The organism is Streptomyces sp. NPDC006458, from assembly GCF_040612135.1.
Lineage (GTDB): Bacteria > Actinomycetota > Actinomycetes > Streptomycetales > Streptomycetaceae > Streptomyces.
In genome coordinates, this window is record NZ_JBEXPR010000007.1 from 179,987 (window position 1) to 203,580 (window position 23,594).

Genomic DNA, 23,594 nt, shown 5'->3' on the forward strand with positions numbered 1-23,594 from the left:
CAGAGGCCGGTGATCAAGGAGATCGAGTGACCCTGCAGTCCCGCGCCAACCGCACCTCCCGCACGACCGTCCTGCGCGCCACCGCCCTGATCGGGTCGGCCGCGATGGTCGTGCTCGCGACGCAGAGCGGCGCCGCCACCGCGGCCGCCCCCGAGCCCGCTCCCGCGTCCGCCGCCGCCCCCCTCGGTGCCTCCGCGCGCGCCGCCGCCATCGCCTCCGCGCAGGACGCGGCCCCGGCGGCCGCCCGTGAACTCGGCCTCGGCGCCCAGGAGAAGCTCGTCGTCCGCGATGTCGTCAAGGACGCCGACGGCACGGTCCACACCCGCTACGAGCGCACCTACGCCGGTCTGCCCGTCCTCGGCGGCGACCTCGTCACGCACCGCGCCAGGGGCGGCGCCCTCAAGAGCGTCACCAAGGCCAGCAAGTCCCGTATCGCCGTGGCCTCGACGGACGCCGCGATATCCGGCGCCCAGGCCAAGAAGTCCGCCCTCGCCGCCGCCGAAGGCACCTCCGCCACCACCCGCAAGGTCGTCTGGGCGGTCGGCGCCAAGCCCGTCCTCGCCCACGAGACGGTCGTCAAGGGTCTCCAGCACGACGGCACGCCGAGCGAGCTGCACGTCGTCACCGACGCGGCCACCGGCAAGCGGCTGCACTCCTTCGAGGCCATCGAGACCGGCACCGGCACCAGCCAGTACAGCGGCACCGTCACCCTCGGCACCACCGCGGCCTCGGGCGGCTTCGACCTCACCGACGCCGGGCGCGGCGGCCACAAGACGTACGACCTGAACGGCGGCACGAACGGCACCGGCGCCCTCTTCCACGACGCCGACGACGCCTGGGGCGACGGCACCCCCGGCAACCGCCAGACCGCCGCCGTCGACGCGGCCTACGGCGCCCAGGCCACCTGGGACTTCTACAAGAGCAGCTTCAACCGCAACGGCATCCGCAACGACGGCGTCGCCGCCTACTCACGCGTCCACTACGGCAACGCCTACGTCAACGCCTTCTGGTCCGACCAGTGCTTCTGCATGACGTACGGCGACGGCGCGGGCAACCTCAAGCCGCTCACCTCGCTCGACGTGGCCGGGCACGAGATGACCCACGGCGTCACCGCCAACACCGCCGGGCTGCGCTACAGCAAGGAGTCCGGCGGCCTGAACGAGGCCACCTCCGACATCTTCGGCACCTCGGTGGAGTTCTTCGTGAACAACTCCTCCGACACCGGCGACTACCTCATCGGCGAGAAGATCGACATCCGCGGCAACGGCACCCCGCTGCGCTACATGGACAAGCCCAGCAAGGACGGCAGCTCCGCCGACTACTGGGACCGCAACGTCGGCCGCCTCGACGTGCACTACTCCTCCGGTGTCGCCAACCACTTCTTCTACCTGCTGGCCGAGGGCAGCGGCGCGAAGACCGTCAACGGCGTCAGCTACAACTCGCCCACCTACGACGGCTCCACGGTCACCGGCATCGGCCGCACCAAGGCCGAGCAGATCTGGTACAAGGCGCTGACCACCTACTTCACCTCCTCCACCGACTACGCGGGCGCCCGCACCGGCACCCTGAACGCGGCGCGCGACCTGTACGGCGCGAACAGCGCCGAGTACACCGCGGTGGCGGCGGCCTGGAAGGCCGTCAACGTCAACTGACCCCGCACGCACGGCACCCCGGCCGGGCCGTCCCTCTCAGGGGCGGTCCGGCTTCCCGTCCCCGTACAGCCAGTCCCGCCAGATCCGGGAGAAGTCCTCGTCCGGGGCCTGCCTCTCCACGTACGCCGTGAAGTCCGCGGTGTCCGCCGTGCCGTGGCGGTGGGCGGCGGCCCAGCCGTGCAGCAGGGCGGCGAACCGTTCGTCACCGATCCGCTGCCGGATCTTGTGCAGCACCATCGCGCCGCGCTGGTAGACCGGGTCGCCGGTCAGCCGGGCGGCACTGTCCTGGCGTGCGGGCGGGAACGCCCACAGGTCCGGATAGACCTCCTCGCCCTCCTCGTACAGCCAGTCGAAGGACTCCTGCGCGCTGTCGCCGCCGTGCTCCTCCTCCCACAGCCACTCCGCGTACGTCGCGAAGCCCTCGCTCAGCCACAGGTCCTGCCAGGTCCTCGGGGTGACCGAGTCGCCGTACCACTGGTGGGCCAGCTCGTGCACGAGCAGCACCACGTCCGGGGCGCCGGGGAAGACCGGGCGGTTCTGGGTCTCCAGGGCATAGCCCACGTCCGTGCCGCGCTCGACGATCGCGCCCGTGGAGGAGAACGGGTACGGGCCGAAGGTGTCCTGCGCCCAGGTCATCACCTCCGGCAGCCGGGCCAGCACGGCCTTGCTCGCCGCCGCCTCCACCGGGTCCACCGCCGTGTAGACCGGCAGTCCGTCCCGAGTCGTCGTACGGCTGACGTCGTACCGGCCGATCGCGACCGTGGCGGCATGGCTGGGCACGGGCTCGGTGGCCCGCCATACGAAGGTCGTCCAGCCGTCGCGGCCGGGGCGTTGCTGGACCAGCTCGCCGTTGGAGACGGCCGTCAGACCGCGCGGGACGGTGACCCTGATGTCGTACGCGGCCTTGTCGGAGGGGTGGTGGTTGCCGGGGAACCAGGCGGCCGAGCCGACCGGTTGGCCGAGCCCGAGCGCGCCGTCGGCGGTGGGCAGCCAGCCCTCCTCGGAGCCGTCGGGGTCGGTGATCGTCTCGGGCCGGCCCCTGTAGCGGACGGTGACCTCGAAGGTGCTGCCCTCGGCCGGTTCCTCGCGCGGGCGGACCGTCAGCTCCTGGCCCGCGCGGTTCCAGCGGGCCCGGTGGCCGTCGACGGTGACCATGTCGACGTCCAGGCCCTTGAGGTCCAGGTTGAACGCGGACAGATCCTGGGTGGCGCGGGCGGTGATCACCGCCGTGCCGGTCAGGGTGCGGTCGCCCGGGTCGTAGGCGAGGTCGAGGCCGTAGTGCGTGACGTCGTAGCCGCCGTTGCCCGCCTTGGGGAAGTACGGGTCGCGCAGGCCCGCGGCGCCCGGTGTGCCGCGCACTCCCCCTCGGTCCTCGCACCCGCTCAGCGTGAGCGCGAGGCAGGCGGTGAGGGCGACGGGGACAACGGGTACGAACCGGGGCACGTCGTCGATCTTATGGCGCCTCCCGTTCAGATCGCGGCGCCGTCGCCGAACCCCCGCGCGGCCCGTCCGTACCGCGGGCCGTGACACCATCGGCTACGTGCTCGACATCGGCTACGCCCTCTCCAACCGCTTCCCCGACCCGCCGCAGACGGACTACCGGCGCGCGGACGTCCGCGCCCTGCGGCACGACCTCTTCTGCGGGGACGTCTACCTCGCCGACACCAAGGCCGACCGGGAGCTGTCCACAGCCTGGGGATGGGTGCCGGTGCTCGACTTCGCGTGGGCCCTGTGCGACATCGTCGAGCGGATCGACCAGGATCCGGCGGGCTCGCGCGCCTCGCGGCCGCAGTACGCGGAGCTGGACTTCACCGAGTCCACCGACCGCATGCTGTTCGAGCGGAGATTCGGGTGGGTGGACATCGAGGCCGACTGGATGCCGGCGGAGGAGGCGCCGCTGAACTTCTCGCACTCCGCGCTGCGGCGTGAGGCCCGGGACTTTCTGCACGACCTGATCGCCGACCTGTGCGACCTGCACGAGGACCTCGCGGAGAATCCCGCGGTCTGGACGCTGCAGGCGCGTTTCCCCCGGGTGGGGTGACTGGTCCCCGGGCGGTCCGGCCCTGGATGTTGCTGCCCGGTGATCCGCCCGGACCCTGGGGGCTCCGCCCGGTGCAGTTTCTCATGCCTTTCACCAGCGCAAACGCCACCGTGACCGCCGTATCCGTCGCGCTCGACGTCCTTACGGGACGTGAGTACCTGCGCGTGTCCCAGGACAACTCCGGCCGTCAGCGGTCCGTGACCGAGCAGCACGACGACAACGAGAGAACGACCGCGCGCCACAGCATCACGATCACGGGCGCGCCATACGTCGACAACGACCGCAGCACCTCGCGGTACGCGAGCAAGGCGCGCGACGACTGGGCGCGCCTCGTGTCGGATCTTGAATCCGGCGCGTTCACAGAGGACGTTCTGATCCTCTGGGAGAAAGGTAGCGAGGAAATGGCCAATGCGGTGCGAGGGGCAGGTGTATTCCCTTCGGAATGGGGTGTGCCTGCCGGACGCCAATTCAGTGAGGAGCGGGCGCATTGCATCTGCGCCGACTTCTGCACCTTCACCAGTTGCGCCGCGACTGGTGAAGGTGCGGGCAATGGGAACATCCACTCCCTTGCCCGGCTAACCACGTACGGGCAGTAGGCTCCGGTATCCCCTCGCGTATGCGGGGTGGATATCGAGGCCTTTTCTGCGTTTAGGGCGGGCGGATCGGGTGCTCTGTTAAGGCGCTGCGGACACGCGGTCTACTTGCACGCCCCTGGTCCACAGTTCCTCTGCGTGTTCCGCGAATCGGTCGAACATCCCGCCGCCGTCATGCTTTCGTAGGTGCAGGAGTGGCGAATCATGGCCGACCAGCCGGGCAAGGTGTGGAGTGACCAACGCTTCTTCGTCGAAGCGGAAAACGGACAGGGACACGTGATTCACCGCGTCATCCGAGGTAGAGAAACGCGCCTCAAGTCTCTCGTGTGCGCCAAGCTTGCCAAGGTGCTCAAGAGTGATGCGGATACGAGTGGAAACCGAGAGCGCCACGTCTTCGATCGCTTCCCGATTTCGGGTCACCTCTCCATTAGGGTCACCAAGGAGGAATCGCACCCGGCATCCGCCGTCGAGTTTCCTTCGCAGGGTCTCAACGAACGCAGGCTGGTCAAGCCACAGAAAGTAGTTTGTGTATCCGGCGAAAAAGAGTTCTTCCGTGGCGTTGGCGACCAATTCGCCCCACACTGTGGAAGGGCAGGCCGACCGGTATGGATAGGAGCGGATAATTTCCCGGTCACCGCCGGTCTTGATTCGGTCCTTTACCGCTTTCGGCCAGATCATTTCTTCGTCAACTCCCAACGCTTTACAGGCGTCTTCCCGGTTTCTGGCATGCGGGATGAGCGCAGCGTCTGCAACCCATCGTTCAACGGTCTTGCCGGAAACGCCCACACGGGCCGCCAGTTGCCGAGGTGACAAACCGGCTGTCTCCATAGCTGATCTTAGCGCCGTGTTCAAGGCTTCCCCCTGGGACGTTTGGGCGTTCTTCCACGCTACCGCTGAGGCGTCCCAACTGTCCCTGTACCTGGGCGATTTCGTCCTTCACGGGTCGGCAGCATGGCCAGACGAAAGGACCCCCGCACCGCTGGAACGGCCGGGGGCGTGGACCACCTGAAGAGAGCAGGCAGCCACCCATGTACCTATCACGAACCCTTGATCGACTGAGAGCCGCATTCCGGCGACGCTCGCCCGGCAGGCACAGGCGTCCTGCACTGCCCCAGGAAGCGCCCCAGGCGCCCTCTCACCGGCCCATGCCGGACGTGCGCGGAGCCCTGGTCATGGCGCGCAGGCAACGCAGGGACAGTCGCGCCCAGGGCGAGGCATGGAAGTCTCAACTCCAGCCGCGCGCCGAGCACTTCTGCTCTTGGGACTGGGAGGACACGCCCCTTGTCCGGCCCTACGTCGGGGCGCTGGACACCTCGCCCAGAACGGCCCGGACAGGCGCCCAGGGCGCCCCCTGGGGGAATGCCCAGTGATGACCATTGCTGTGTACCGGATCGATCCTCAGACGGGTGCCCGGACCGCCGTGCGCGCCGAGTACACCGTGAAGCCGTCGAGGGTGCCGGATTTCTCCAGCGAATACCCGCCGTGCGCGTGCCCGCGCCACAAGGGCAGTGACCAGCGTGAGAACAGGCTTCGCGCCCTGGTCGCCGAAGCCAACCGACGTAGCAGGGGGGCACTGTGACGCGTTCGATCATCAGAGCGGCTCAATGGACGCTCGGGCCGGAAAGCACCGAGGGCGCCCCACGGGGCATCTACTCCGCCGAGTGCCTGACGTGCGGGGCGCAGGCACAGTCAACTGACAATGAGCGCTTGCCGGTTGAGGTCTGGACGCTGAAGCACACGGGCGTCAATCCGACGCATCGTCAGTTCAGGGCAACGGCGGAAACCTTCTGGAGAGTCACGCCGAGCAACGGCAACCCCTACGCCGAGAGCGACGCCCAGGGCGCCTAGCGGCGCTCCGCACACCAATCCGGATGGCTGCCGATTCCTGGGCGCTGCGAGGCGCAAGGGCAGCACCGCAAGGCCCCCGTCCCAATCCCCCGCTGGGACGGGCAACGCCCCCAACTGTGCAAGCAAGGAGCACAGTTGGGGGCGCTTCACGTGGGTCCCGGCACGGGCCCCTGTACCGCCTCCGGCACCTCGTTCTCAGGCGGGGCGCTGGGCCATGACGACGAGACCTGGCCCGCTGTACTCCTCCGGGGGGAGTCGGAGTTCGGCGACCGGGCGCAGTCCAGCCTGCTCGATTAGATCCACGAGCTGTTCCGGCCGCCATTTGTGCGTCGTCCAGCGAACGGGTACACCTCCGTATGCCTCGGTGCGCACCGCGTCTTCGTCGCCGACGTGTGTTGCGGTGATGAAGTGTCCGCCTGGCTTCAGGGCGCGCGCGAACAGGGCAAGGACCTGAGGAAGGACGTGGCGGGGGAGGTTGAACAGTGACCACCACCCGAGTACGCCGCCAAGGGACGCTTCTCCAAGGTCAAGGTCGGTGGCAGAGGCGACGCTGAAGCGGCATTGCGGATGAAGACGGCATGCGTTTTCGATCATGCGGGGTGAGAGATCGACTCCGGACACGTCGAGTCCGCGTTCGTCGAGGTACGCGGTCACCGTTCCGGGTCCGCAGCCGACGTCGAGGACAGGGCCAAGGTCACTCACTGTGTCAGCGAATGCGTCGATCGACGCCTTGAGCCATGGATGGGTACGGATGTCGCCGACTCCCATCGTCACCACCATGTGGGCGTAGTTGTCGGCCACGCGATCATAGGACTCGCGGACCACGTCGAGATCGGCTGGGCGGCCAATATGGTGTGCGCGCATCGGCCAACGATAGGACGGCTCATAGCTGACTCCACGCGTAAGGGGTCTATGACTCTGCACCCATAGACCCCTGTCGCGGCTCTGTAACTCTGCCAGAGCCCAAAGTGGGGCCTGCGACCCTTATTTCCGCAGGTCGGACGCTACCCGCACCTAGGGAGGTGAACCGCCCCCAGACCCCCGGCCTTCGCCCACCACCATCCGATACGGGCGTCAGGAAGTGAGCGACCAGGCCCCGCTCCCGACTCACAACCCGACACGAGCGATCAGGTGGGCAGGCACCCAGCCCCTCTCCCGACCGGCCACCCACCACCCGACAGGGGCGATGAGAAGAGGAGGCACCAGCCCCCTCAGCCCTCCACCCGGATCCCCAGTTCCGCCGCCAGCACCGGCGCCAGGTCCAGCAGCTGGGCCGTGCTGATCACCGCACCCGCGAGCCGGTCCACTCCCCGCGCGATCTCCAGCGGAGCCGCCCCGCGCAGGTCCACGTCCTTCAGCGTGGCCGAGGTGAAGTCGGCCGACTTCACGGCACAGTCGACGAACTCGACCCGCTCCAGACCGGCCCCGCCGAAGTCCGGCTCGACCAGGACGCAGCCCTCGAAGACGACGTCTCTGAGGCGAGCCGAGCGGAAGTTGAGGAAGTCCAGCTTGCCGCCGCGGACGACGACCCGCTCCAGCACCGCCCCGTGCAGCTGCACCCCGCCGAGACGGGCGTCCAGCACCTCGCAGTCCCGCAGGGTGGCCCCCGCCAGATCGGTGCCGACACCGCGGGCCTCTCTGAGGACCGAGTCCAGGAAACGGGCGTGGTGCAGAGCCGTCTCGTCCAGCGCGCAGCCGGTCAGGGCACAGTCCAGGAAACGGGCGCCCGCGCCGTCCTGGCCGGTGAGGTCGGCCTCTCTCAGCTCCAGCCCGTCGTAGTCGCCGTCCGGCTCCAGGGGGCCGCCGGCCCACCGCTCCAACGCGGGCAGCCGCACCTCCGGCCGCCGCGCCGCCTTCACGCCCGTCCCCGCGGGCCGTCCGATCGCCATGCCCCCATCCTGTACCCCGCCACTGACAATCGCCCCGACCTGCGCAAACGCAAGCCGCTCCGGCCCGTTGTCACATTTCGGCGGGTTGCGCGGTCATATCGGCTGACAGGCGAACCCGAACAGAGGGAGACGCAGCCATGCACCGCATCACCGTCGTCGGCGGCGGCTTCGCCGGACTCACCGCGGCCATCACCGCCGCCGAGGCGGGCGCCAGGGTCACCGTGTACGAGGCGCACCACACCCTCGGCGGGCGGGCCCGTACCGCCGAGGGCCCGTACCGGACCAACGAGGGCCCGCACGCCCTGTACAGCGGCGGCCCGCACTGGACCTGGCTGCGCGGCCGCGACCTGATCGGGCCGCTCGCGCCGCTTCCGCCGCTGGAGGCCGCCCGGCTGCGGCTGCGCCACCACGGCGTGCTGCGCCGCACCCCGCCCTTCGCCATGCTCAAGCTGCTGCGCCGCAGCGCCCGCCAGGCACCCGTGGACGAGGACTTCCTCACCTGGGCCTCCCGGGAGGCGGGCGAGGAGGGGGCACGGGCCGCCGCCCACTACTCCGCTGTCGCCCTGTTCCACCACGGCCCCGGCTCGCTGTCCGCCGCGTTCGTGCAGGAGCGGCTGCGCCGGGCCACCAGGCTGCCCCCGGAGGCGCACTACCCGCGCGGCGGCTGGGCCGGCGTCATCGACCGGATGGCCGGGCGGGCCTGGAACCTCGGCGTACGGATGGAGACCCTCTCGCGGGTCGACTCCCTGCCCACCGGCACGCCCGTCATCGTCGCCACCTCCCTCGACTCCGCGCGGCGGCTGCTCGGCGACGACTCGCTGACCTGGCCCAGCGGCCGTACCGCGCTGGTCGACCTCGCCGTACGGGCCCGGCGCGGCGACGCGTTCGCCGTGTCCGACCTGGACGCGCCGGGCTGGCTGGAGCGGTTCACCGCGCAGGACCGTACGCTCGCCCCGGCCGGCGAGCAGCTGATCCAGGGTCAGATCCCCATCGCGCCGGGCGCCTCGCGCGCTCAGGGCGTCGCCCGCGCCGAGGAGCTGCTCGACCTCGGTTTCCCGGGCTGGCGCGAGCGGGTGACCTGGCGGCGCGAGGCGCTCGCGCAGGGCCGGACCGGCGCGGTCGACCTGCCCGGCACCAGCTGGCGCGACCGGCCGGCCGTGTACCGGGGCGACGGCGTCTATCTCGCCGGCGACCAGGTCGCCGCGCCCGGGGTGCTGGCCGAGGTGTCCTTCAACAGCGCCCTGACCGCGGTCTCGCTCGTGCTGGGCCGCGACTCCCTCGATCTCAAGCACGCTTGAGGTGGAGCTCCGCAGCGCCTTGGACCTCAAGCGCGCTTGACCTCAAGCGCGCTTGAGGAAGAACAGTGGACCGTGTCGAACGGACCACACCCTGGGGGATCCCATGCACGCCGTCCGCCTGCACGCCTTCGGCCCCGCCGAGAACCTGACCTACGAGGAGACCGAGGCCCCGCGCCCCGGCCCCGGCCAGGTCCGTGTCGCCGTACGAGCCTCGGGCGTGCACCTGCTGGACACCGCCCTGCGCGAGGGCCGGACGGGACCGGCCCCCGCCCCCGTGGAGCTGCCCACCGTCCCCGGCCGCGAGGTCGCGGGCGTCGTCGAGTCGCTCGGTGAGGGCGTCGCCCACCTGTGGCTCGGCAAGCGCGTGGTCGCCCACCTGGGCTTCGTGCCGGGAGGCTACGCCGAGCTGGCCGTCACCGAGGTCGAGCGCCTGCACGAGATCCCCGGCAACCTCGACTTCGCCGAGGCCGTCGCCATGATCGGCACGGGCCGCACCACCATGGGCATCCTGCAGTTCGCCCCGCTCGGCCCCGGCTCGGTGGTCGTCGTCCCGGCCGCGGCCGGGGGTATCGGCACCCTGCTCGTGCAGTACGCCAAGCACGCCGGCGCCACCGTCGTCGGCCTCGCGGGCGGCCCCGAGAAGACGGCCCGGGTCGCCGCGAACGGCGCCGACCTCGCCGTCGACTACCGGGACCCGGAGTGGCCCGCGAAGGTCCGCGCCCGGCTGGGCGGCTCCACCGCCACGGTCGTCTTCGACGGCGTCGGCGGCGACGTCGCCCGCGAGGCCGTCGCCCTCCTCGGCCCCGGCGGCCGCCACATCGTCTTCGGCTGGTCCTCCGGCGGCATCGAGGACGGCGGGCCCTACCTCGTCGACGGCGTCTCCGAGCAGGTCCTCGGCCCGGTGATGCTCGGCAGGGCCGGCGGCCCCGACCCCCTGCGCACGCTCGAACTGCGCGCGCTGGCCGAGGCCGCGGCCGGCCGCCTCACCCCCGCCGTCCACCGCTTCCCGCTCGCCGAGGCGGCGGCCGCCCATCGCGCCCTGGAGACCCGTGGCACGACCGGAAAGGTGGTCCTGGAACCATGACCGGCAAGAAGCGCGCCCCAGATGCGACCGACCGCGATCCATGGTCTTCTGACCGGATGAGCGTCACCCGGATGGAGCACACCGCGGACGCCGATCCGCGCCGCTGGTGGGGCCTGGTGATCATTGCCCTCGCGCAGCTGATGGTCGTCCTGGACGCGACGATCGTGAACATCGCACTCCCCTCCGCACAGCACGATCTGGGCATCTCCGACGGCAACCGCCAGTGGGTCATCACCGCCTACACCCTGGCCTTCGGCGGTCTGCTGCTGCTCGGCGGCCGGATCGCCGACCTGGTGGGCCGCAAACGCACCTTCGTCATCGGCCTGATCGGCTTCGCCGGCGCCTCCGCGCTGGGCGGCGCCGCCACCACGGCGGGGATGCTGTTCGGCGCCCGCGCGCTCCAGGGCGCCTTCGCCGCCCTCCTGGCGCCCTCCGCGCTCAGCCTGCTCACCACCACGTTCACCGACCCCAAGGAGCGCGGAAAGGCCTTCGGCATCTACGGCGCCCTCGCGGGCAGCGGAGCGGCGATCGGGTTCATCGTCGGCGGCCTGCTCACCGAGTACCTGGACTGGCGCTGGTGCCTGTACGTCAACGTGCCCATCGCGATCATCGCCGTGTTCGGCGCGCTCGCCCTGCTGCACGACCGCCCCGGCCACGCGGACGCCCGCCTGGACGTGCCGGGCGCGGTGCTCGGCTGCGGCGGCCTGGTGGCGATCGTCTACGGCTTCAGCGAGGCCGAGCCGCGCGGCTGGACCGACCCGCTGGTGCTGGGCCTGTTCGCGTTCGGCGCCGCCCTCCTGGTGGCCTTCGTGTGGTGGCAGTCCCGGGCGCCCGTGCCGCTGCTGCCGCTGCACATCGTCAAGGACCGCGACCGCGCGGGCTGCTTCCTCACCATGGGCCTGGCCGTCATCGGCATGTTCGGCCTGTTCCTGTTCATGACCTACTACCTCCAGGTCATCCTCGGGTACTCCCCGGTCAAGACCGGCCTGGCGTTCCTGCCGCTGACCGCCGCGATCATCACCGGCTCGACCCAGATATCGGCCCGTCTCCTGCCCCGGGTGCCGCCGCGCGCGCTGATGGTCCCGGGTGCCGTGCTGGCGGCGGGCGGCATGGTGATCCTCACCCAGCTGACCGTCGACTCCGCCTACGCGAGCGAGATCCTGCCCGCCCTGCTCCTGCTGGGCCTCGGCATGGGCATGATCTTCATGCCGGTCTTCGCCACCGCCACGGCCGGCGTGGCACCCCAGGACTCCGGCGTCACCTCGGCGACCGTGAACACCTCCCAGCAGGTCGGCGGCTCCATCGGCACCGCCCTGCTCAACACGATCGCCACCACCAGCAGCACGGCCTACGTCACCGCCCACCTCACCGGACCCGCCCGCAGGGCCCAGGTCGTGGCGGAGGGCACCGTCCACGGCTACACGGTCGCCATCTGGTGGGCCGCCGGCATCATGCTGCTCGCCGGGCTGGTCGCGGGCCTGATGGTGACGGCGAAACCGCCGCAGCACGCGCCGCCCGCCGCGGTGCCGGAATCCGTGACCTGAGCGTCCCTGACCCGACCGTCCCTGTCCTGAGCGTCCTTGTCCTGAGCGTCCCCGACCTGCCGTCCCTGTCCTGAGCGTCCCTGTCCTCGACATTCCGTGTCCGGCGGGCGGGGTGGCGACCCGGGTCCCTCAGCCGCGCCCCGCCACCCGATCCGCCACCCGGGCCAGCCGCGACGACCCCACGCCGTGCGTGCGCAGCTCCCGGCGGTCCGCCGCGCGATAGGTCGCGTACATCCCCTGCACCCCGAGCCAGCGCAGCGGCTCCGGCTCCCACTTGCGCACCTTGTGCCCGACCCACGGCAGCTCGGTCAGCTCCGTCTGCCTGCCCTGCCCGGAGTCCTGCCGGACCAGGTCCCGCAGGGTGCGGGCGGCGAGGTTGGTGGTGGCCACGCCCGACCCGACGTACCCGCCCGCCCAGCCGAGCCCCGTCGCCCGATCCAGGGTCACCGTCGCGCACCAGTCGCGCGGCACGGCCAGCACGCCCGACCAGGCGTGCTCGACGCCCACCCCGGCCAGCGACGGGAAGAAGCGGACCAGGATCTCGCGCAGCGCCTCGACGGTCTCCGCCTGCGTACGCCCGTCGTTGTCGGTCCTCGATCCGAAGCGGTACGGCACCCCGCGCCCGCCCAGCGCGATCCGCCCGTCGGCGGTGCGCTGCGCGTACATGTAGGCGTGGGCCATGTCGCCGAGGGTCTCGCGGCCCTCCCAGCCCACCGCCGCCCACTGCTCGCCGGTCAGCGGCTCGGTCACCACCATCGAGGAGTTCATCGGCAGCCAGGTCCTGCGCTGGCCCTTCAGCGAGGCGGTGAACCCCTCGGTGCAGCGCAGCACATAGGGCGCCCGGACGGTGCCGTAGGGCGTCACGGCGTGCTTCGGGCGGATCTCCGTCACGGGGGTCGCCTCGTGGATCGTCACGCCGAGGCCCTCGACCACATCGGCCAGCCCCTTGACCAGCTTCACCGGATGCACCCGCGCCCCGTGCGGTGTCCAGGACGAACCGACCGCGCCCGCGACCCGGACGCGCCCGGCCGTCTCCCGCGCGCCGTACAGCTCGCGGTCCTTCTCGCCGTACGACAGCTCGTGCTCGTGGAACGCCCTGAGCCGCGCCAGTTGCGCGGGCGTGGTCGCCACCTCCAGCACGCCGCCCTTGTGGACGTCGGCCTCCACGCCCTCGGCGGCCAGTACGGACACCACCTCGTCGACGGTGTCGTTCATGGCCTGCTGCAGCCGCACGGCGGCCTCCCGGCCGTGCAGCTTCGCGTACCGGTCGCGTCCGGCGATCCCGTTGTAGAGCCAGCCGCCGTTGCGCCCGGAGGCGCCGTAGCCGCAGAACCGCTGCTCCAGCACGGTGACCCGCAGGAAGGGCGCCGCCTTCTTCAGGTAGTACGCCGTCCACAGGCCCGTGTATCCGCCGCCCACGATCACCACATCGGCCGTCGCGTCGCCCGTGAGCGGCTCCCGCACCGCCGGAAGCCCGTCGTCCGCGAACCAGAAGGAGACGCCGCCATTGACCACACCGCTGCTCATGCCGCGGACGCTAACCCCTCCCGGCGGGCCCTGTCTCCTTCGGATTTCGTCGCTTCGCACCGCCTCTGACCAGCGGACAGCACGCCGTCCCGAGCAGCGGCGCGAGGAAATGCCCGAGATCGGTGACCGTGCGCCCCAGCGGCGGCGGCACGCCGCACAGGGCGAGCACCGCGAGCGGTACGGCGGCCCGCCACGGCCACGGAATCCGGAGCACCGGCGCGTAGCTCTACGCCGATGTCCGGCCCATCCGCCGCCGACATGGCGGCGAGGCCGGGAGCACAGCACGACGTACGGCAGCCGGCGCCGTGCCCTCGATCCACATCGCGCACCATGACAACGTCCTGGCCGCCGGCCGCGCGCCCTGGCTCGCCATCGACCCCAAGCCACTGGCCGGCGACCCGGGCTTCGAGCTGCTCCCGGCCCTGATCAACCGCTTCGACCCGGACGACGTCCGGCCCCGCTTCGACGCCATGACCGGCGAGCTCGCCCTCGACCGCGACCGGGCGCGCGCCTGGACCCTGGCCCGCGTCCTGCAGAACGCGGTCTGGGACACGGAGGCCGGCGACGAACCGGGTCCGGAAAACCTGGAGATCGCCCGCAGAATGCGGCACTAGCCTCACACCATGATCCGTACCGCGACCCCAGACGACATCCCCGTCATCCACGCCCTGGTCCGCGAGCTCGCCGAGTACGAGAAGGCCCCGGACGAGGCCAAGGCGACTCAGGAGCAGCTCCACGAGGCCCTCTTCGGCGAGCGCCCGGCGGCCTACGCCCACATCGCCGAGGACGACGAGACGGGCGAGCCGGTCGGCTTCGCCCTGTGGTTCCTGAACTTCTCCACCTGGCGCGGCACCCACGGCATCTACCTGGAGGACCTCTTCGTCCGCCCCACCGCCCGCGGCGCCGGCCACGGCCGCGCCCTGCTCACCGAACTGGCCCGGCTGTGCGTCGAGCGTGGCTACCAGCGCCTGGAGTGGTCCGTCCTGAACTGGAACGAACCCGCGATCGGCTTCTACCAGTCCCTCGGCGCCGCACCCCAGGACGAGTGGACCGTATACCGCCTGACCGACGAGGCCCTGACCGCGCTCGGCACGGCCTGAACACCGACGCCGACGCCCCCGCGATCATGGATCACGGGGGCGTTTTCCCTGGCAGGGACGTGAGCCCCCTGGCGGATTCGGGCACGGCCCGGTCATGGCTGAGGACGCGGCCCTCCACCATGACCGGGCGGCTTCCCAGCCCGGCGGTGAGGCGGGCAACGCCCGGAACACCCGCCGCGCCGGCCACTGCGGGCGAGCTTCGCGCGGCTGCTGCCTCCGTCTCGGACCTCATGGCCCTCGCCGCGGTCCGCGACCGAATCCCACGCCTGTCCCCGAGCCCTCATTCCTCCCGCAATTGCGGGAGGAATGTCCGCAAAGAATCGGGGAAGCCGCCGAGGACTTAATATGAACAAAGTGTTCGAGATGGCCTCTTGAAGGAGGAATGCCCTGATGGCCGAGAACACCGGCGCGATGCGTGTCGGTGCGCCCGGTTCTCGTGACCGGACGGCCACCGCCGATGCGGTGGTGGAGAAGATCGCCGGAATGGCGGCACGGGACGTGCGCGCCGTCTATGCCCTGGGCAGCGGATTCGCGCGCCCGATGGGATCCATACGGGAGCGGAGGAAAGAGCGGCAGCGGATCCAGTAGCCGGGGCAGAGTATCCCGCCAGAGTGAAGGAGCACGTGATGAGCAGGGCCATGTGGGGCTTGATGGCTGGAATGGCGCTGGGTTTCGCCGCGTATTTCGGTGACTTCTGGGCCTTCCTGCTGGTACTGGGGCTGGGCGTCGTCGGACTCGTGGTCGGGCGGCTCATGGAAGGTGATCTCGAACCGGGCGACTTCGTCCGCCGCCGGGACCGACAGGAGCGGATCCGCGATGACCGGCGCCGGGCTCGTGGAGACTGGCGGCAGTGAGCGGTGAAGCCGGTCGGCGTCCGGGCGTTTCCCCGTGGGGCGCGGTGCGACCACCGTCGCCGACCGGGTCGGCGCGAAGATCGCTTCCCACACGGCGCGCGAGGCGCTGAGCCGGTTCACCGAGTCGGTCGGCCACGTACCGCCAGGCCGCCGAACGCCACGCGTGACCACATCCGCGCGGCGGGCACCGGAGCGGCACACCCCAGGGCGGACGGCGAGCCTGCCGTCGGACGGCAGGTGCTCGGCGAGGCACGGCTCCCGTGTGGCGCTTAGGCACCGGCCGGGAGCTTCCGTGATCCTCTCGGGGCCGGACCTGCGCCCATGGGGCCGGGCACGGCGAACCGTACCGGTCCGGAAGAGAGGCGATGCCGGCTCAGGGGGCTCGCGCGGCTTCTATTGCGTCACCGTCGGGCCGGACGGTGACGGACCACCGTGACCGCTTGCCGGGCGGGACACCGGACTGCACTCCTCCCGGCCGTCCGGGTGGCCGCCCTGCGAGGGGACGGATCCGAGCCCTGTTCCCTGCCCGGGCGCCGGCGCCGGCGCCCGCACGCCACATCGCCTGCCAATGCGCCGGAGGAGGTGAGGCAGGAACGTGTAGAAGCGGTCGGGAAGGAACACGGCGTCCGCGATGATCATCGTGCCCGAGAAAAGAGGCAGTCCCAGCACCACCGCGATGCCGACGTGCATGCCCAGCAGGACGGCCAGAACGGGGTACTTGAGCCGGCCGAAGAGCACGAACGGAAAGGCGACCTGGGTGAGAACGGTCAGGTAACCGACGACCGCCATCGCGAGCGGGTACTGATCCATGGCGTGGGAGAGCGCGGGCCACGGCTGGAAGAGCTCCAGGTTCAGCACATGGTGGAGCGCGGAACCATCGTTCCAGAACGAGCCCTGGACCTTGTACAGACCGGCCGATCCGTACAGGACGCAGACCTGCGCCGCGATCACGAAGACGCCGCAGTTGTGCACCACGGTGACCAACGTCCGGCGGGCCGCGCGCAGGTCCCGCGCGACAAGGCTCCGTGCCCGCGCGCCGTCCGCACGCGCCGTCTTGATCCGCTCTCTGCGCGCGTCCAGCGACCAGCACCGACCGCACGCGGTGAGCACGAGGTAGAGGGCCATCAGCAGGAGGAGATTGTCGCCCCCGTCCGTCATGAAGATCGCCCTGGCATGGAAGGAGGCCACCACGGCGGCGAAGAGCACGGACATGAGCCGGGTCCGCCAGCCCAGCATGAACAGCGCGGACGTCAGAAGGGCCAGCACATAGCAGAGCTCGAAGTAGGCGCGGCTGTCCGACAGGATCAGGAAGCTGTACCAGCCCGTCTGGTCGAAGAGCTCTGCCGCCAGTGCAGGTGTCCACGGGGAGCCGGGACCCCAGATCTCGTACCGGTGCGGGAACTCCCGCAGGAGAAAGACCAGGTAGAGCAGCCCGTAACCGATACGCAGCACCGACGTGGCGTACAAGGACACCGGCCGGCCGGTCAGAGTGCCCCAGAAGGAATCGGTCCGTGCGTGGAGCAGACCGTGGACTGTACCGGGGGCCCCTGCCCCGCCCACGGACCTGCCCGGTGCGGCCGTCGTGGCCGGGAGTTCGCGGACCTGCTCATTTCCCATGGGGGGTCACCTTCCACCAGGGCAGGAGCCGGCTCTCCACCGGCGTCGGCGGCCGGTGCCCGGCCGCCGTGCCGGGCGCGGCGACGGGCGCAGTGACGACCCGGAGCTGGATGAACTCGAACGTGCCTCCGCGGTGACCGGCGACGCGGTCCGCGGCGATGTTGCTCAGATACTTCTGCATCATCACGGCCCGCGGCGAGCGTGTCGTGTCGTCCGCGCCGTGTGTGTCGACGTAGGAGGTCCAGGCACGGCGCAGGAGGTTCTGAGCCGTGTGGCTGGGAAAGGGGTCGTGTTCGACGGCGGCACGGTCCAGGGCGGTCAGGTCGATCCAGGGGCTGACCCGTGCCGAGCCGTCGGGCGCGGTGTGCGCGGTCCTCGCCCACACTCTCCGGTTGACGGAGTCGGGGTTGGGGGCGAAGAGCCGCCAGTTCTGTTCGAAAAGGGGGTACACCCACGCATCGACCTGCCTGCTGTACCGCTGTGAGACGGGGTTGGGAGGCGCCACATGGAGAAAGACGGCACCGAGATGAGCCAGGGTCGTCAGCACACACATGAGGACGGCAGTGCGCAGCCCCGCTCTCAGAGCCCTGGCACCCCTGAGCCGCTCGCAGGGAGGGTCCGCGTCGTCACGCCGTTCCGCCGGCAGCGGACCGGCATCGGACCGTGGGCATTCCCTCACGTGCGCTGAATCAATTCCGCTCGACACCGCCCACCTTGCTTTCTCGTGTCCGCTGCCCGGCGTCCGCGGTTTCCGTGGACCGGCACCGGCGGCGCGCGGCGGAATCGAGGGATCCCGCCGCACGCCGTCATCCGGTGTACGGACTCGCAACCTGCCGACTAGCCTGCGTGGCCTGCGTGGCCCGCGTGGCCTTCCTGACCGTCGGACTTCGGTGCATTGCCATAGCCGTAGTTGTCGTAGCCGCCGTGGCCATGACCGTTGTTGTCGTCGGGCCGGTCACCATGGCCGTGCTCCGGCTTTCCGGGCGCACCCTGGTGTTCATCGCCCGGCTTGCCGTGGTGGCCATGCCCGCCACCCTGGCCCGGCCCGCCGTTGTCCGGTCCACCGTGGCCCGGTCCGCCGTTGTCCGGTCCACCGTTGTCCGGTCCGCCGTGGCCGGGTCCGCCGTTGTCCGGTCCGCCGTGGCCCGGTCCACCGTGGTCACCGGGTCGGCCGCCGTGCTGACCAGCGGTGTTTCCGGCCGTGTTGCCCGCGGTGTTTCCGGACGTGTTGCCCGAGGTGTTGCCGGCCGTGGTGCCCGAGGTGTTCCCGGAGGTGACGTTGTTCCCCGCGGTGTTGCCCGCGGTGTTCCCGGCAGTGTCCCCGGCCGTGACGCTGATGATGGGCCCACCCAGGAGACCGCCGCTGACCAGGCCACCGCTGACCAGGCCACCGCCGGTGGTGCCGGTCGTCGTACCGGTCGTCGTACCGGTCGTGGTGCCGGTCGTGGTGCCGGTCGTCGTACCGGTCGTCGTTCCGGTGGTGGTACCAGTCGTGGTGCCGCTGGTCGTCCCGGTCGAGCAGGTGTTGAGGAAGATCCGGTTGGTGTCGAGCGTCACGGCGCCATTGCGGGCCAGCGCCCTGCCCTCGATGTTCGTCCCCGTGGTCACGTGGATGTCCGTCAGAGCCATGATGGTGCCCACGAAGGTGGAGTTCGTCCCGAGAGTGGCCGAACTCCCGATCTGCCAGTACACGTTGCACGGCGAAGCGCCGTTCGTCAGGAGCACCCGACTGGAGGACGCCGTCGTCAGGGCCTCCGGAATCTGGAACACCCAGACGGAGTTGGGGTTTCCTCCGGCGTCCAGGATCAGATCACCGGTGAGCCCGACACCGGAGGTAGCGGTGTAGACGCCCGGAAGCAGCGTGGTGCCGGTGCCGATACCCGCCGCGAGTGCGAAGTCCGTTGCCTGGCCTGCCGCGTTGTTGTACGCCGTGACCAGATCGGACTTGGCCTGAAGTGCCACGGCGTCGGCGGCGTGCACAGCGCCGAGCACCAGGCCGGGCGGGAAACCGGTGATGGCCGGGTTCGGGTGCGTCCCGAGATCGCGACTGATCACCGTGGGGCCGGTGTTGGTGACTCCCGCGCCCGCCAGAACGGAGAAGCTCGCCGCCGTGGCCAGCGGTACGGGCGTGGCGATGGCGACTGCCTGGGCGGGTGACAGGACCACCATCGCGGCGGCGACCGTCGCGGCGAGGGCCGAGGCCAGCACGCCGGGCACGACGCGGCGGCGGGCCATTTCAGGGATCTTCAGCTTCATCAAGAGGCCATTTCCTGTGGGGGCCATGGCGCGCCGGGCCTATAACCAAACGCCCGGAGAGCCTTGATCTGGTGATGCATATTACGGAGGAATCTTCACAGGTCCACAGAAAGCGAGGGGTATTCGTGATTATCAAGCGGTAACCCCTCGAATGCGGGGCAATTATTGGGGAATGAATATTTCTGATTATCCGGCGCGTTCACCCGAATACACGGATGCGCTCCCGAGGCCATTTCTCTCAATGCCCGTGCGCGTGGTGAAACTCTCTGAGAGGGAGGCAGACGGCTCGGCACCGCCTTGGGAGCTGCTGAGACCAGGCCGCAGGCAGTGATGCGCTTCTGCGGGATGCGCATCGCGCGACCGCGGAGCAAGGAAGCGGAGCAAGGAAGACGTCTGCCACCGGCGAGCTCACGTCGTCCCGATCCCGGGGATGCGCGTGGCGCCCCTCCGGTGGCAGCGGCCACGGCAGGCGGACAGACGGGCGGCGCCGGCGCGGACCGGCACGAGAGCGGACCACGTCTTCACGACCCGCAGCGGCCGGTCCATCGAGCCGCGGAATCTCTACCGGTCGTTCCCGCGGATCTCGGAGTCGGCCGCCTGCCGCAGATCCGCCCGCACGACACACGCGATGGCTGCGCGTCGCTGCTGTTCGCCGCCGACGTCGCGCCCCGCACGGTCACGGAGATCCTGGGGCACTCGCGGATCGCGGTAACCATGAACGTATACACACGTGAGCGACGGCGACCGCCGTGAGGTCATGGGCCTCATGGACCGGCTTCGCAGACGGCGCCCGCCGACGGCCTGAGGGACTGACGGCCGCGCTGAAGGCACGATCACGCCAGGGGGACTGGGATGGGTCCTGGGATGATCGGGATCGGTGTCATGGGGCTGGCCTCGATGATCGCGGCCTTTACCTGGATCGTCCTGGGCATACACGCTCTACTGCTCGGCCGTATGCCTGGCCGACGGCTGCCCCGGCTGGTGCGGCGGCCCAGACTGTGGGAAGCCGGCACCCTGCTCGTGCTGATGAGCGCGAATCTGGAGTCCCCGTCGCTGTTGGCCGTCAGTATCGGACTCATCGCACTGGGGCACGTCGTGAAGCCGACACGGTGACCACCCGTCCCTGGCGCCGAAGAAGCGACTGCCGTCAGGAACCACCGTCGACGCCCCCGCGATCCATGATCTCGGGGGCGTCGTCGCAGGTCAGACACAGAGCCCCCTGTCGGATTCGAACCGACGACCTTCGCTTTACAAGAGCGGTGCTCTAACCAGCTGAGCTAAGGAGGCAGGGCACGGGACGCGTGCGCCCGTGCAGTGTACCCAGGTGCCGGTGAGGGCCCGTAGAAAATTTCCACGAAGTTCACAGAGGTCCAGGTACTGACAGGCGGGGTAAACGCCAGGTACCGTCCTGAGTCGGTTCACCCGCGTGGACTACACCAACCACCTTCCTACAACGGATCGTCCGGCACGTTCCTGCCGGTAGAAGGGGGCCCATCACCATGGCCACTGTTACGTTCGACCAGGCGACCCGCATCTACCCGGGTGGCGACAAGCCCGCCGTCGACGCCCTGGACATCGAGATCGCGGACGGCGAGTTCCTCGTCCTGGTCGGCCCGTCCGGCTGCGGCAAGTCGACCTCTCTGCGCATGCTCGCCGGTCTGGAGGACGTCAACGGCGGCGCCATCCGCATCGGTGACCGCGACGTCACCCACCTGCCGCCCAAGGACCGGGACATCGCCATGGTGTTCCAGAACTACGCGCTGTACCCGCACATGTCGGTCGCCGACAACATGGGCTTCGCGCTCAAGATCGCCGGCGTGCCGAAGGCGGAGATCCGCCAGAAGGTCGAGGAGGCCGCGAAGATCCTCGACCTCACCGAGTACCTGGACCGCAAGCCCAAGGCCCTCTCCGGTGGTCAGCGCCAGCGTGTCGCGATGGGCCGTGCCATCGTGCGTGAGCCCCAGGTCTTCCTCATGGACGAGCCGCTGTCCAACCTGGACGCCAAGCTCCGTGTGTCGACCCGTACGCAGATCGCGTCGCTCCAGCGCCGTCTGGGCATCACCACCGTCTACGTCACCCACGACCAGGTCGAGGCCATGACGATGGGCGACCGTGTGGCGGTCCTCAAGGACGGTCTGCTCCAGCAGGTCGACACCCCGCGCAACATGTACGACAAGCCCGCGAACCTCTTCGTCGCCGGCTTCATCGGTTCGCCGGCCATGAACCTGGTCGAGGTCCCGATCACCGACGGCGGCGTGAAGTTCGGCAACTCGGTCGTCCCGGTCGAGCGCGGGGCGCTGTCCGCCGCCACCGACAGGACGGTCACCGTGGGTGTCCGCCCCGAGCACTTCGACGTGGCGGGCGCGGGCTCCGACCTGGGCCTCGCGGTCACCGTGAACGTCGTCGAGGAGCTGGGCGCCGACGCCTACGTCTACGGCACCGCCAAGGTCGGCGACACCTCCAAGGACCTGGTCGTCCGCGTGAACGGCCGTGACGTCCCGGAGAAGGGCAGCGTCCTGCACGTCGTCCCGCGCTCCGGCGAGACCCACGTGTTCTCGACCTCCTCCGGCGCGCGTCTGTCGGACTGACGCAGACGGGGAAACCCGCGTGTTCTCCACGGATTGACGAAGAGGGCCCCGCAGACCGCTGCGGGGCCCCTTCTCGTTGTCGACGAATACCCCGGCAGACCCACCCATTTCGATCAGCGAGCGTCAACCCCTACCCCGAAAACGCCACCTTCTCATCCCCCGAACCGGTGACTAAATGTCGCCATATCATCACCGGGCGCTACCCTCACTCGCGTGAAGCACTCCACCATCCAACAGACGCGACGCGGCCAGGGCCCCGCCCGCCGGGTCGGCCGCAGCCTCGCCCTCGTCCTGCCCGTCGTCCTGGTGCTCTCCGGGACCCTCGCGGTCACCCGAGTCAACTGGTCGGGCGACCCGTCGACCTCGGTGCTCACCGCCTCGGACACCGTCGTGTCCGACGACGCGAAGCCGGCCGCCCCGCGCGCCCCGCACGAGGTGCTGCGCGACCAGCTCCTGACCGAGCTCCAGGAGAAGGATCCGGGCATCGCCCTCACCCACCTCCAGCAGGCCGTCGACGAGCGCCCCTCCCTCACCTCCCACTGCGTCTCCATCGCCCGCTCCCTGGGCCGGGCCGCGGTCCGCGTCTACGGCCCCAAGCGAGCCCAGTCCTTCTCCCGCCCGGTCTGCGACACCGCCTTCGCCTCGGGTGTCCTGGCGGCAACCAGCTGAGAGAACGCCCCCAGGGGCGCGAGGAACGGCGCGGGCGGGCACCGGCGGCCCGCGGCCGCCACACCACGGTTCCCCCGCTCCGCCGGGCGCGCAAGGACCGCGGGACGCCGCTGTCGCCATGCGGCTGAGAGACGCCCTCAGGGGCGCGGGGAACCGCGCGAGCGGCCACAGACGGTCCGCAGCCGTCACAGCGCAGCCCCGTGCCCCGGCCAGGCGCACCCGAAACGCGGCCCTGACAGCCACCCGGAGGCCCCGTAACACCCACCGGTTACAGTGCGGGCATGACCGACCCGCACGCCGCAGCACGCCCCACCCAGGCCGTCATCCTCGCCGGAGGCCAGGGCTCACGCCTGCGCCCGTACACCGACGACCGCCCCAAGCCGATGGTCGAGATCCCCGGCACGGGCACGCCGATCATCGGGCACCAGCTGACCTGGCTCGCCGAGGAGGGCGTCACCGACGTGGTCGTCAGCTGCGGTCACCTCGCCGAGGTGCTCCAGCAGTGGCTGCGCTCCGCGAACCTCCCGCTGACGGTCACCACCGTCGTCGAGTCGGAGCCGCTCGGCCGTGGCGGCGGCCTGAAGTTCGCCGCGGCACACCTGCCGCACCCGGACCGCTCCTGGTACGCCACCAACGGCGACATCTGGACCCGCTTCTCCCTGCGGGACATGGCCGACTTCCACACCGAGCGCGACGCGATAGCGACCCTTGCGCTGGCCCGCCCGCGCCTCCCGTGGGGCGCCGTCCAGACCGACGGCTTCGGTCACATCACGGACTTCATCGAGGCCCCGCCGTCGACCTTCGAGATCAACGCGGGCGTCTACGTCTTCTCCCCCGAGTTCGCCGGTCTGCTCCCCGAGCGCGGCGACCACGAGCGCACCACGTTCCCGCACCTGGCCCGCGAACGCCGCCTGTCCGGCTTCCCGCTCCCCCAGGGCTCCTACTGGCGCGCCATCGACACCGCCAAGGACCTCACGGAGGCGGCGAAGGAACTGGCCGCCCTGGGCCGCTGAGCGCCCCCTGCACGGCGTACG

24 protein-coding genes, 1 tRNA gene and 2 pseudogenes are annotated in these 23,594 nt (G+C 70.5%); 17 read left to right on the forward strand and 10 right to left on the reverse strand.

The window, feature by feature from the left end; translation table 11 throughout:
* The first annotated feature begins 104 nt into the window (after window positions 1-104).
* Window positions 105-1,652 (forward strand): M4 family metallopeptidase, encoded by a 1,548-nt coding sequence (locus ABZZ79_RS12060; RefSeq protein WP_356688928.1) that lies wholly within the window; start codon window positions 105-107, stop codon window positions 1,650-1,652.
* Window positions 1,653-1,688: 36 nt separating this feature from the next.
* Here the strand turns inward: ABZZ79_RS12060 and ABZZ79_RS12065 are convergent, their stop codons facing one another.
* Entirely contained in the window at window positions 1,689-3,095 is a 1,407-nt protein-coding gene (locus ABZZ79_RS12065; protein WP_356688793.1) for a M1 family metallopeptidase, read from the reverse strand.
* A gap of 97 nt (window positions 3,096-3,192) precedes the next feature.
* Here ABZZ79_RS12065 and ABZZ79_RS12070 point away from each other — a divergent pair, with 97 nt between their 5' ends.
* Both ABZZ79_RS12070 and ABZZ79_RS12075 read left to right on the forward strand, forming a co-directional pair.
* Window positions 3,193-3,693 carry a hypothetical protein gene (locus ABZZ79_RS12070; protein WP_356688794.1) on the forward strand — a complete coding sequence of 167 codons (501 nt, stop codon included), beginning with the start codon at window positions 3,193-3,195 and terminating at the stop codon, window positions 3,691-3,693.
* 83 nt (window positions 3,694-3,776) lie between these two features.
* Window positions 3,777-4,289 (forward strand): hypothetical protein, encoded by a 513-nt coding sequence (locus ABZZ79_RS12075; RefSeq protein WP_356688795.1) that lies wholly within the window; start codon window positions 3,777-3,779, stop codon window positions 4,287-4,289.
* Window positions 4,290-4,367: 78 nt separating this feature from the next.
* Here ABZZ79_RS12075 and ABZZ79_RS12080 read toward each other — a convergent pair whose 3' ends face one another.
* Window positions 4,368-5,114 (reverse strand): XRE family transcriptional regulator, encoded by a 747-nt coding sequence (locus tag ABZZ79_RS12080; protein WP_356688796.1) that lies wholly within the window; start codon window positions 5,112-5,114, stop codon window positions 4,368-4,370.
* Window positions 5,115-5,431: 317 nt separating this feature from the next.
* Between ABZZ79_RS12080 and ABZZ79_RS12085 the strand changes: the two genes are divergently transcribed.
* Together ABZZ79_RS12085 and ABZZ79_RS12090 are read left to right on the forward strand one after the other, a co-directional pair.
* Window positions 5,432-5,656 carry a hypothetical protein gene (locus ABZZ79_RS12085; RefSeq protein ID WP_356688797.1) on the forward strand — a complete coding sequence of 75 codons (225 nt, stop codon included), beginning with the start codon at window positions 5,432-5,434 and terminating at the stop codon, window positions 5,654-5,656.
* Between the two features lie 205 nt (window positions 5,657-5,861).
* A complete protein-coding gene (locus tag ABZZ79_RS12090; protein WP_356688798.1) occupies window positions 5,862-6,134 on the forward strand; it encodes a hypothetical protein in 273 nt (90 codons plus the stop codon).
* 195 nt (window positions 6,135-6,329) lie between these two features.
* Here the strand turns inward: ABZZ79_RS12090 and ABZZ79_RS12095 are convergent, their stop codons facing one another.
* Together ABZZ79_RS12095 and ABZZ79_RS12100 are read right to left on the reverse strand one after the other, a co-directional pair.
* Complete coding sequence (locus ABZZ79_RS12095) at window positions 6,330-6,998, reverse strand: class I SAM-dependent methyltransferase (protein WP_356688799.1); 669 nt, start codon at window positions 6,996-6,998, stop codon at window positions 6,330-6,332.
* Window positions 6,999-7,345: 347 nt separating this feature from the next.
* Window positions 7,346-8,023 carry a pentapeptide repeat-containing protein gene (locus ABZZ79_RS12100; RefSeq protein WP_356688800.1) on the reverse strand — a complete coding sequence of 226 codons (678 nt, stop codon included), beginning with the start codon at window positions 8,021-8,023 and terminating at the stop codon, window positions 7,346-7,348.
* 137 nt (window positions 8,024-8,160) lie between these two features.
* On the opposite strand from ABZZ79_RS12100, the gene ABZZ79_RS12105 reads away from it, so the two are divergent.
* The 3 genes from ABZZ79_RS12105 to ABZZ79_RS12115 all read left to right on the forward strand — a co-directional run bounded on the left by ABZZ79_RS12105 (window position 8,161) and on the right by ABZZ79_RS12115 (window position 11,949).
* Complete coding sequence (locus tag ABZZ79_RS12105; protein ID WP_356688801.1) at window positions 8,161-9,321, forward strand: FAD-dependent oxidoreductase; 1,161 nt, start codon at window positions 8,161-8,163, stop codon at window positions 9,319-9,321.
* 103 nt (window positions 9,322-9,424) lie between these two features.
* Complete coding sequence (locus tag ABZZ79_RS12110) at window positions 9,425-10,405, forward strand: zinc-binding dehydrogenase (RefSeq protein WP_356688802.1); 981 nt, start codon at window positions 9,425-9,427, stop codon at window positions 10,403-10,405.
* Between the two features lie 56 nt (window positions 10,406-10,461).
* A complete protein-coding gene (locus ABZZ79_RS12115) occupies window positions 10,462-11,949 on the forward strand; it encodes an MFS transporter (RefSeq protein WP_356688803.1) in 1,488 nt (495 codons plus the stop codon).
* Window positions 11,950-12,078: 129 nt separating this feature from the next.
* Here ABZZ79_RS12115 and ABZZ79_RS12120 read toward each other — a convergent pair whose 3' ends face one another.
* Both ABZZ79_RS12120 and ABZZ79_RS12125 read right to left on the reverse strand, forming a co-directional pair.
* Window positions 12,079-13,476: an FAD-dependent oxidoreductase gene (locus ABZZ79_RS12120; RefSeq protein ID WP_356688804.1), complete on the reverse strand. Its 1,398-nt coding sequence runs from the start codon at window positions 13,474-13,476 to the stop codon at window positions 12,079-12,081.
* A 10-nt stretch (window positions 13,477-13,486) separates the two neighbouring features.
* Window positions 13,487-13,690, reverse strand: coding sequence for a rhomboid-like protein (locus tag ABZZ79_RS12125; protein ID WP_356688805.1), 204 nt, complete (start codon window positions 13,688-13,690; stop codon window positions 13,487-13,489).
* A gap of 115 nt (window positions 13,691-13,805) precedes the next feature.
* On the opposite strand from ABZZ79_RS12125, the pseudogene ABZZ79_RS12130 reads away from it, so the two are divergent.
* The 4 genes and pseudogenes from ABZZ79_RS12130 to ABZZ79_RS12145 form a co-directional block, all read left to right on the forward strand.
* Window positions 13,806-14,090, forward strand: a pseudogene (locus tag ABZZ79_RS12130) (aminoglycoside phosphotransferase family protein); the annotation flags it as partial.
* A 9-nt stretch (window positions 14,091-14,099) separates the two neighbouring features.
* Window positions 14,100-14,576, forward strand: a complete 477-nt coding sequence (locus ABZZ79_RS12135; protein ID WP_356688806.1) for a GNAT family N-acetyltransferase — start codon at window positions 14,100-14,102, stop codon at window positions 14,574-14,576.
* 390 nt (window positions 14,577-14,966) lie between these two features.
* A pseudogene (locus ABZZ79_RS12140) lies at window positions 14,967-15,165 on the forward strand (Asp23/Gls24 family envelope stress response protein); the annotation flags it as partial.
* A 37-nt stretch (window positions 15,166-15,202) separates the two neighbouring features.
* Entirely contained in the window at window positions 15,203-15,430 is a 228-nt protein-coding gene (locus tag ABZZ79_RS12145; RefSeq protein ID WP_356688807.1) for a hypothetical protein, read from the forward strand.
* Window positions 15,431-15,823: 393 nt separating this feature from the next.
* Here ABZZ79_RS12145 and ABZZ79_RS12150 read toward each other — a convergent pair whose 3' ends face one another.
* The 3 genes from ABZZ79_RS12150 to ABZZ79_RS12160 all read right to left on the reverse strand — a co-directional run bounded on the left by ABZZ79_RS12150 (window position 15,824) and on the right by ABZZ79_RS12160 (window position 19,303).
* Entirely contained in the window at window positions 15,824-17,047 is a 1,224-nt protein-coding gene (locus tag ABZZ79_RS12150; RefSeq protein ID WP_356688808.1) for an HTTM domain-containing protein, read from the reverse strand.
* Complete coding sequence (locus tag ABZZ79_RS12155; RefSeq protein WP_356688809.1) at window positions 17,037-17,600, reverse strand: DUF5819 family protein; 564 nt, start codon at window positions 17,598-17,600, stop codon at window positions 17,037-17,039. Before ABZZ79_RS12155 ends, ABZZ79_RS12150 begins: the two co-directional genes overlap by 11 nt.
* Window positions 17,601-17,884: 284 nt before the next feature.
* Complete coding sequence (locus tag ABZZ79_RS12160; RefSeq protein ID WP_356688810.1) at window positions 17,885-19,303, reverse strand: ice-binding family protein; 1,419 nt, start codon at window positions 19,301-19,303, stop codon at window positions 17,885-17,887.
* A 345-nt stretch (window positions 19,304-19,648) separates the two neighbouring features.
* Here ABZZ79_RS12160 and ABZZ79_RS12165 point away from each other — a divergent pair, with 345 nt between their 5' ends.
* Together ABZZ79_RS12165 and ABZZ79_RS12170 are read left to right on the forward strand one after the other, a co-directional pair.
* Window positions 19,649-20,056 carry a tyrosine-type recombinase/integrase gene (locus ABZZ79_RS12165; protein ID WP_356688811.1) on the forward strand — a complete coding sequence of 136 codons (408 nt, stop codon included), beginning with the start codon at window positions 19,649-19,651 and terminating at the stop codon, window positions 20,054-20,056.
* Window positions 20,057-20,167: 111 nt separating this feature from the next.
* Window positions 20,168-20,416, forward strand: coding sequence for a hypothetical protein (locus ABZZ79_RS12170; RefSeq protein WP_356688812.1), 249 nt, complete (start codon window positions 20,168-20,170; stop codon window positions 20,414-20,416).
* 100 nt (window positions 20,417-20,516) lie between these two features.
* Here the strand turns inward: ABZZ79_RS12170 and ABZZ79_RS12175 are convergent.
* Window positions 20,517-20,590 (reverse strand) — tRNA-Thr (locus ABZZ79_RS12175).
* 212 nt (window positions 20,591-20,802) lie between these two features.
* On the opposite strand from ABZZ79_RS12175, the gene ugpC reads away from it, so the two are divergent.
* The 3 genes from ugpC (at window position 20,803) to ABZZ79_RS12190 (ending at window position 23,573) form a co-directional block, all read left to right on the forward strand.
* Window positions 20,803-21,891 carry a sn-glycerol-3-phosphate ABC transporter ATP-binding protein UgpC gene (ugpC, locus tag ABZZ79_RS12180; protein WP_356688813.1) on the forward strand — a complete coding sequence of 363 codons (1,089 nt, stop codon included), beginning with the start codon at window positions 20,803-20,805 and terminating at the stop codon, window positions 21,889-21,891.
* A gap of 213 nt (window positions 21,892-22,104) precedes the next feature.
* On the forward strand, window positions 22,105-22,560 hold the full coding sequence (locus tag ABZZ79_RS12185) for a hypothetical protein (protein WP_356688814.1): 456 nt from the start codon (window positions 22,105-22,107) through the stop codon (window positions 22,558-22,560).
* A 281-nt stretch (window positions 22,561-22,841) separates the two neighbouring features.
* The gene (locus ABZZ79_RS12190; RefSeq protein WP_356688815.1) at window positions 22,842-23,573 is read left to right on the forward strand and encodes a nucleotidyltransferase family protein; all 732 of its coding nucleotides are present in this window, start codon (window positions 22,842-22,844) and stop codon (window positions 23,571-23,573) included.
* Window positions 23,574-23,594 lie beyond the last annotated feature (21 nt).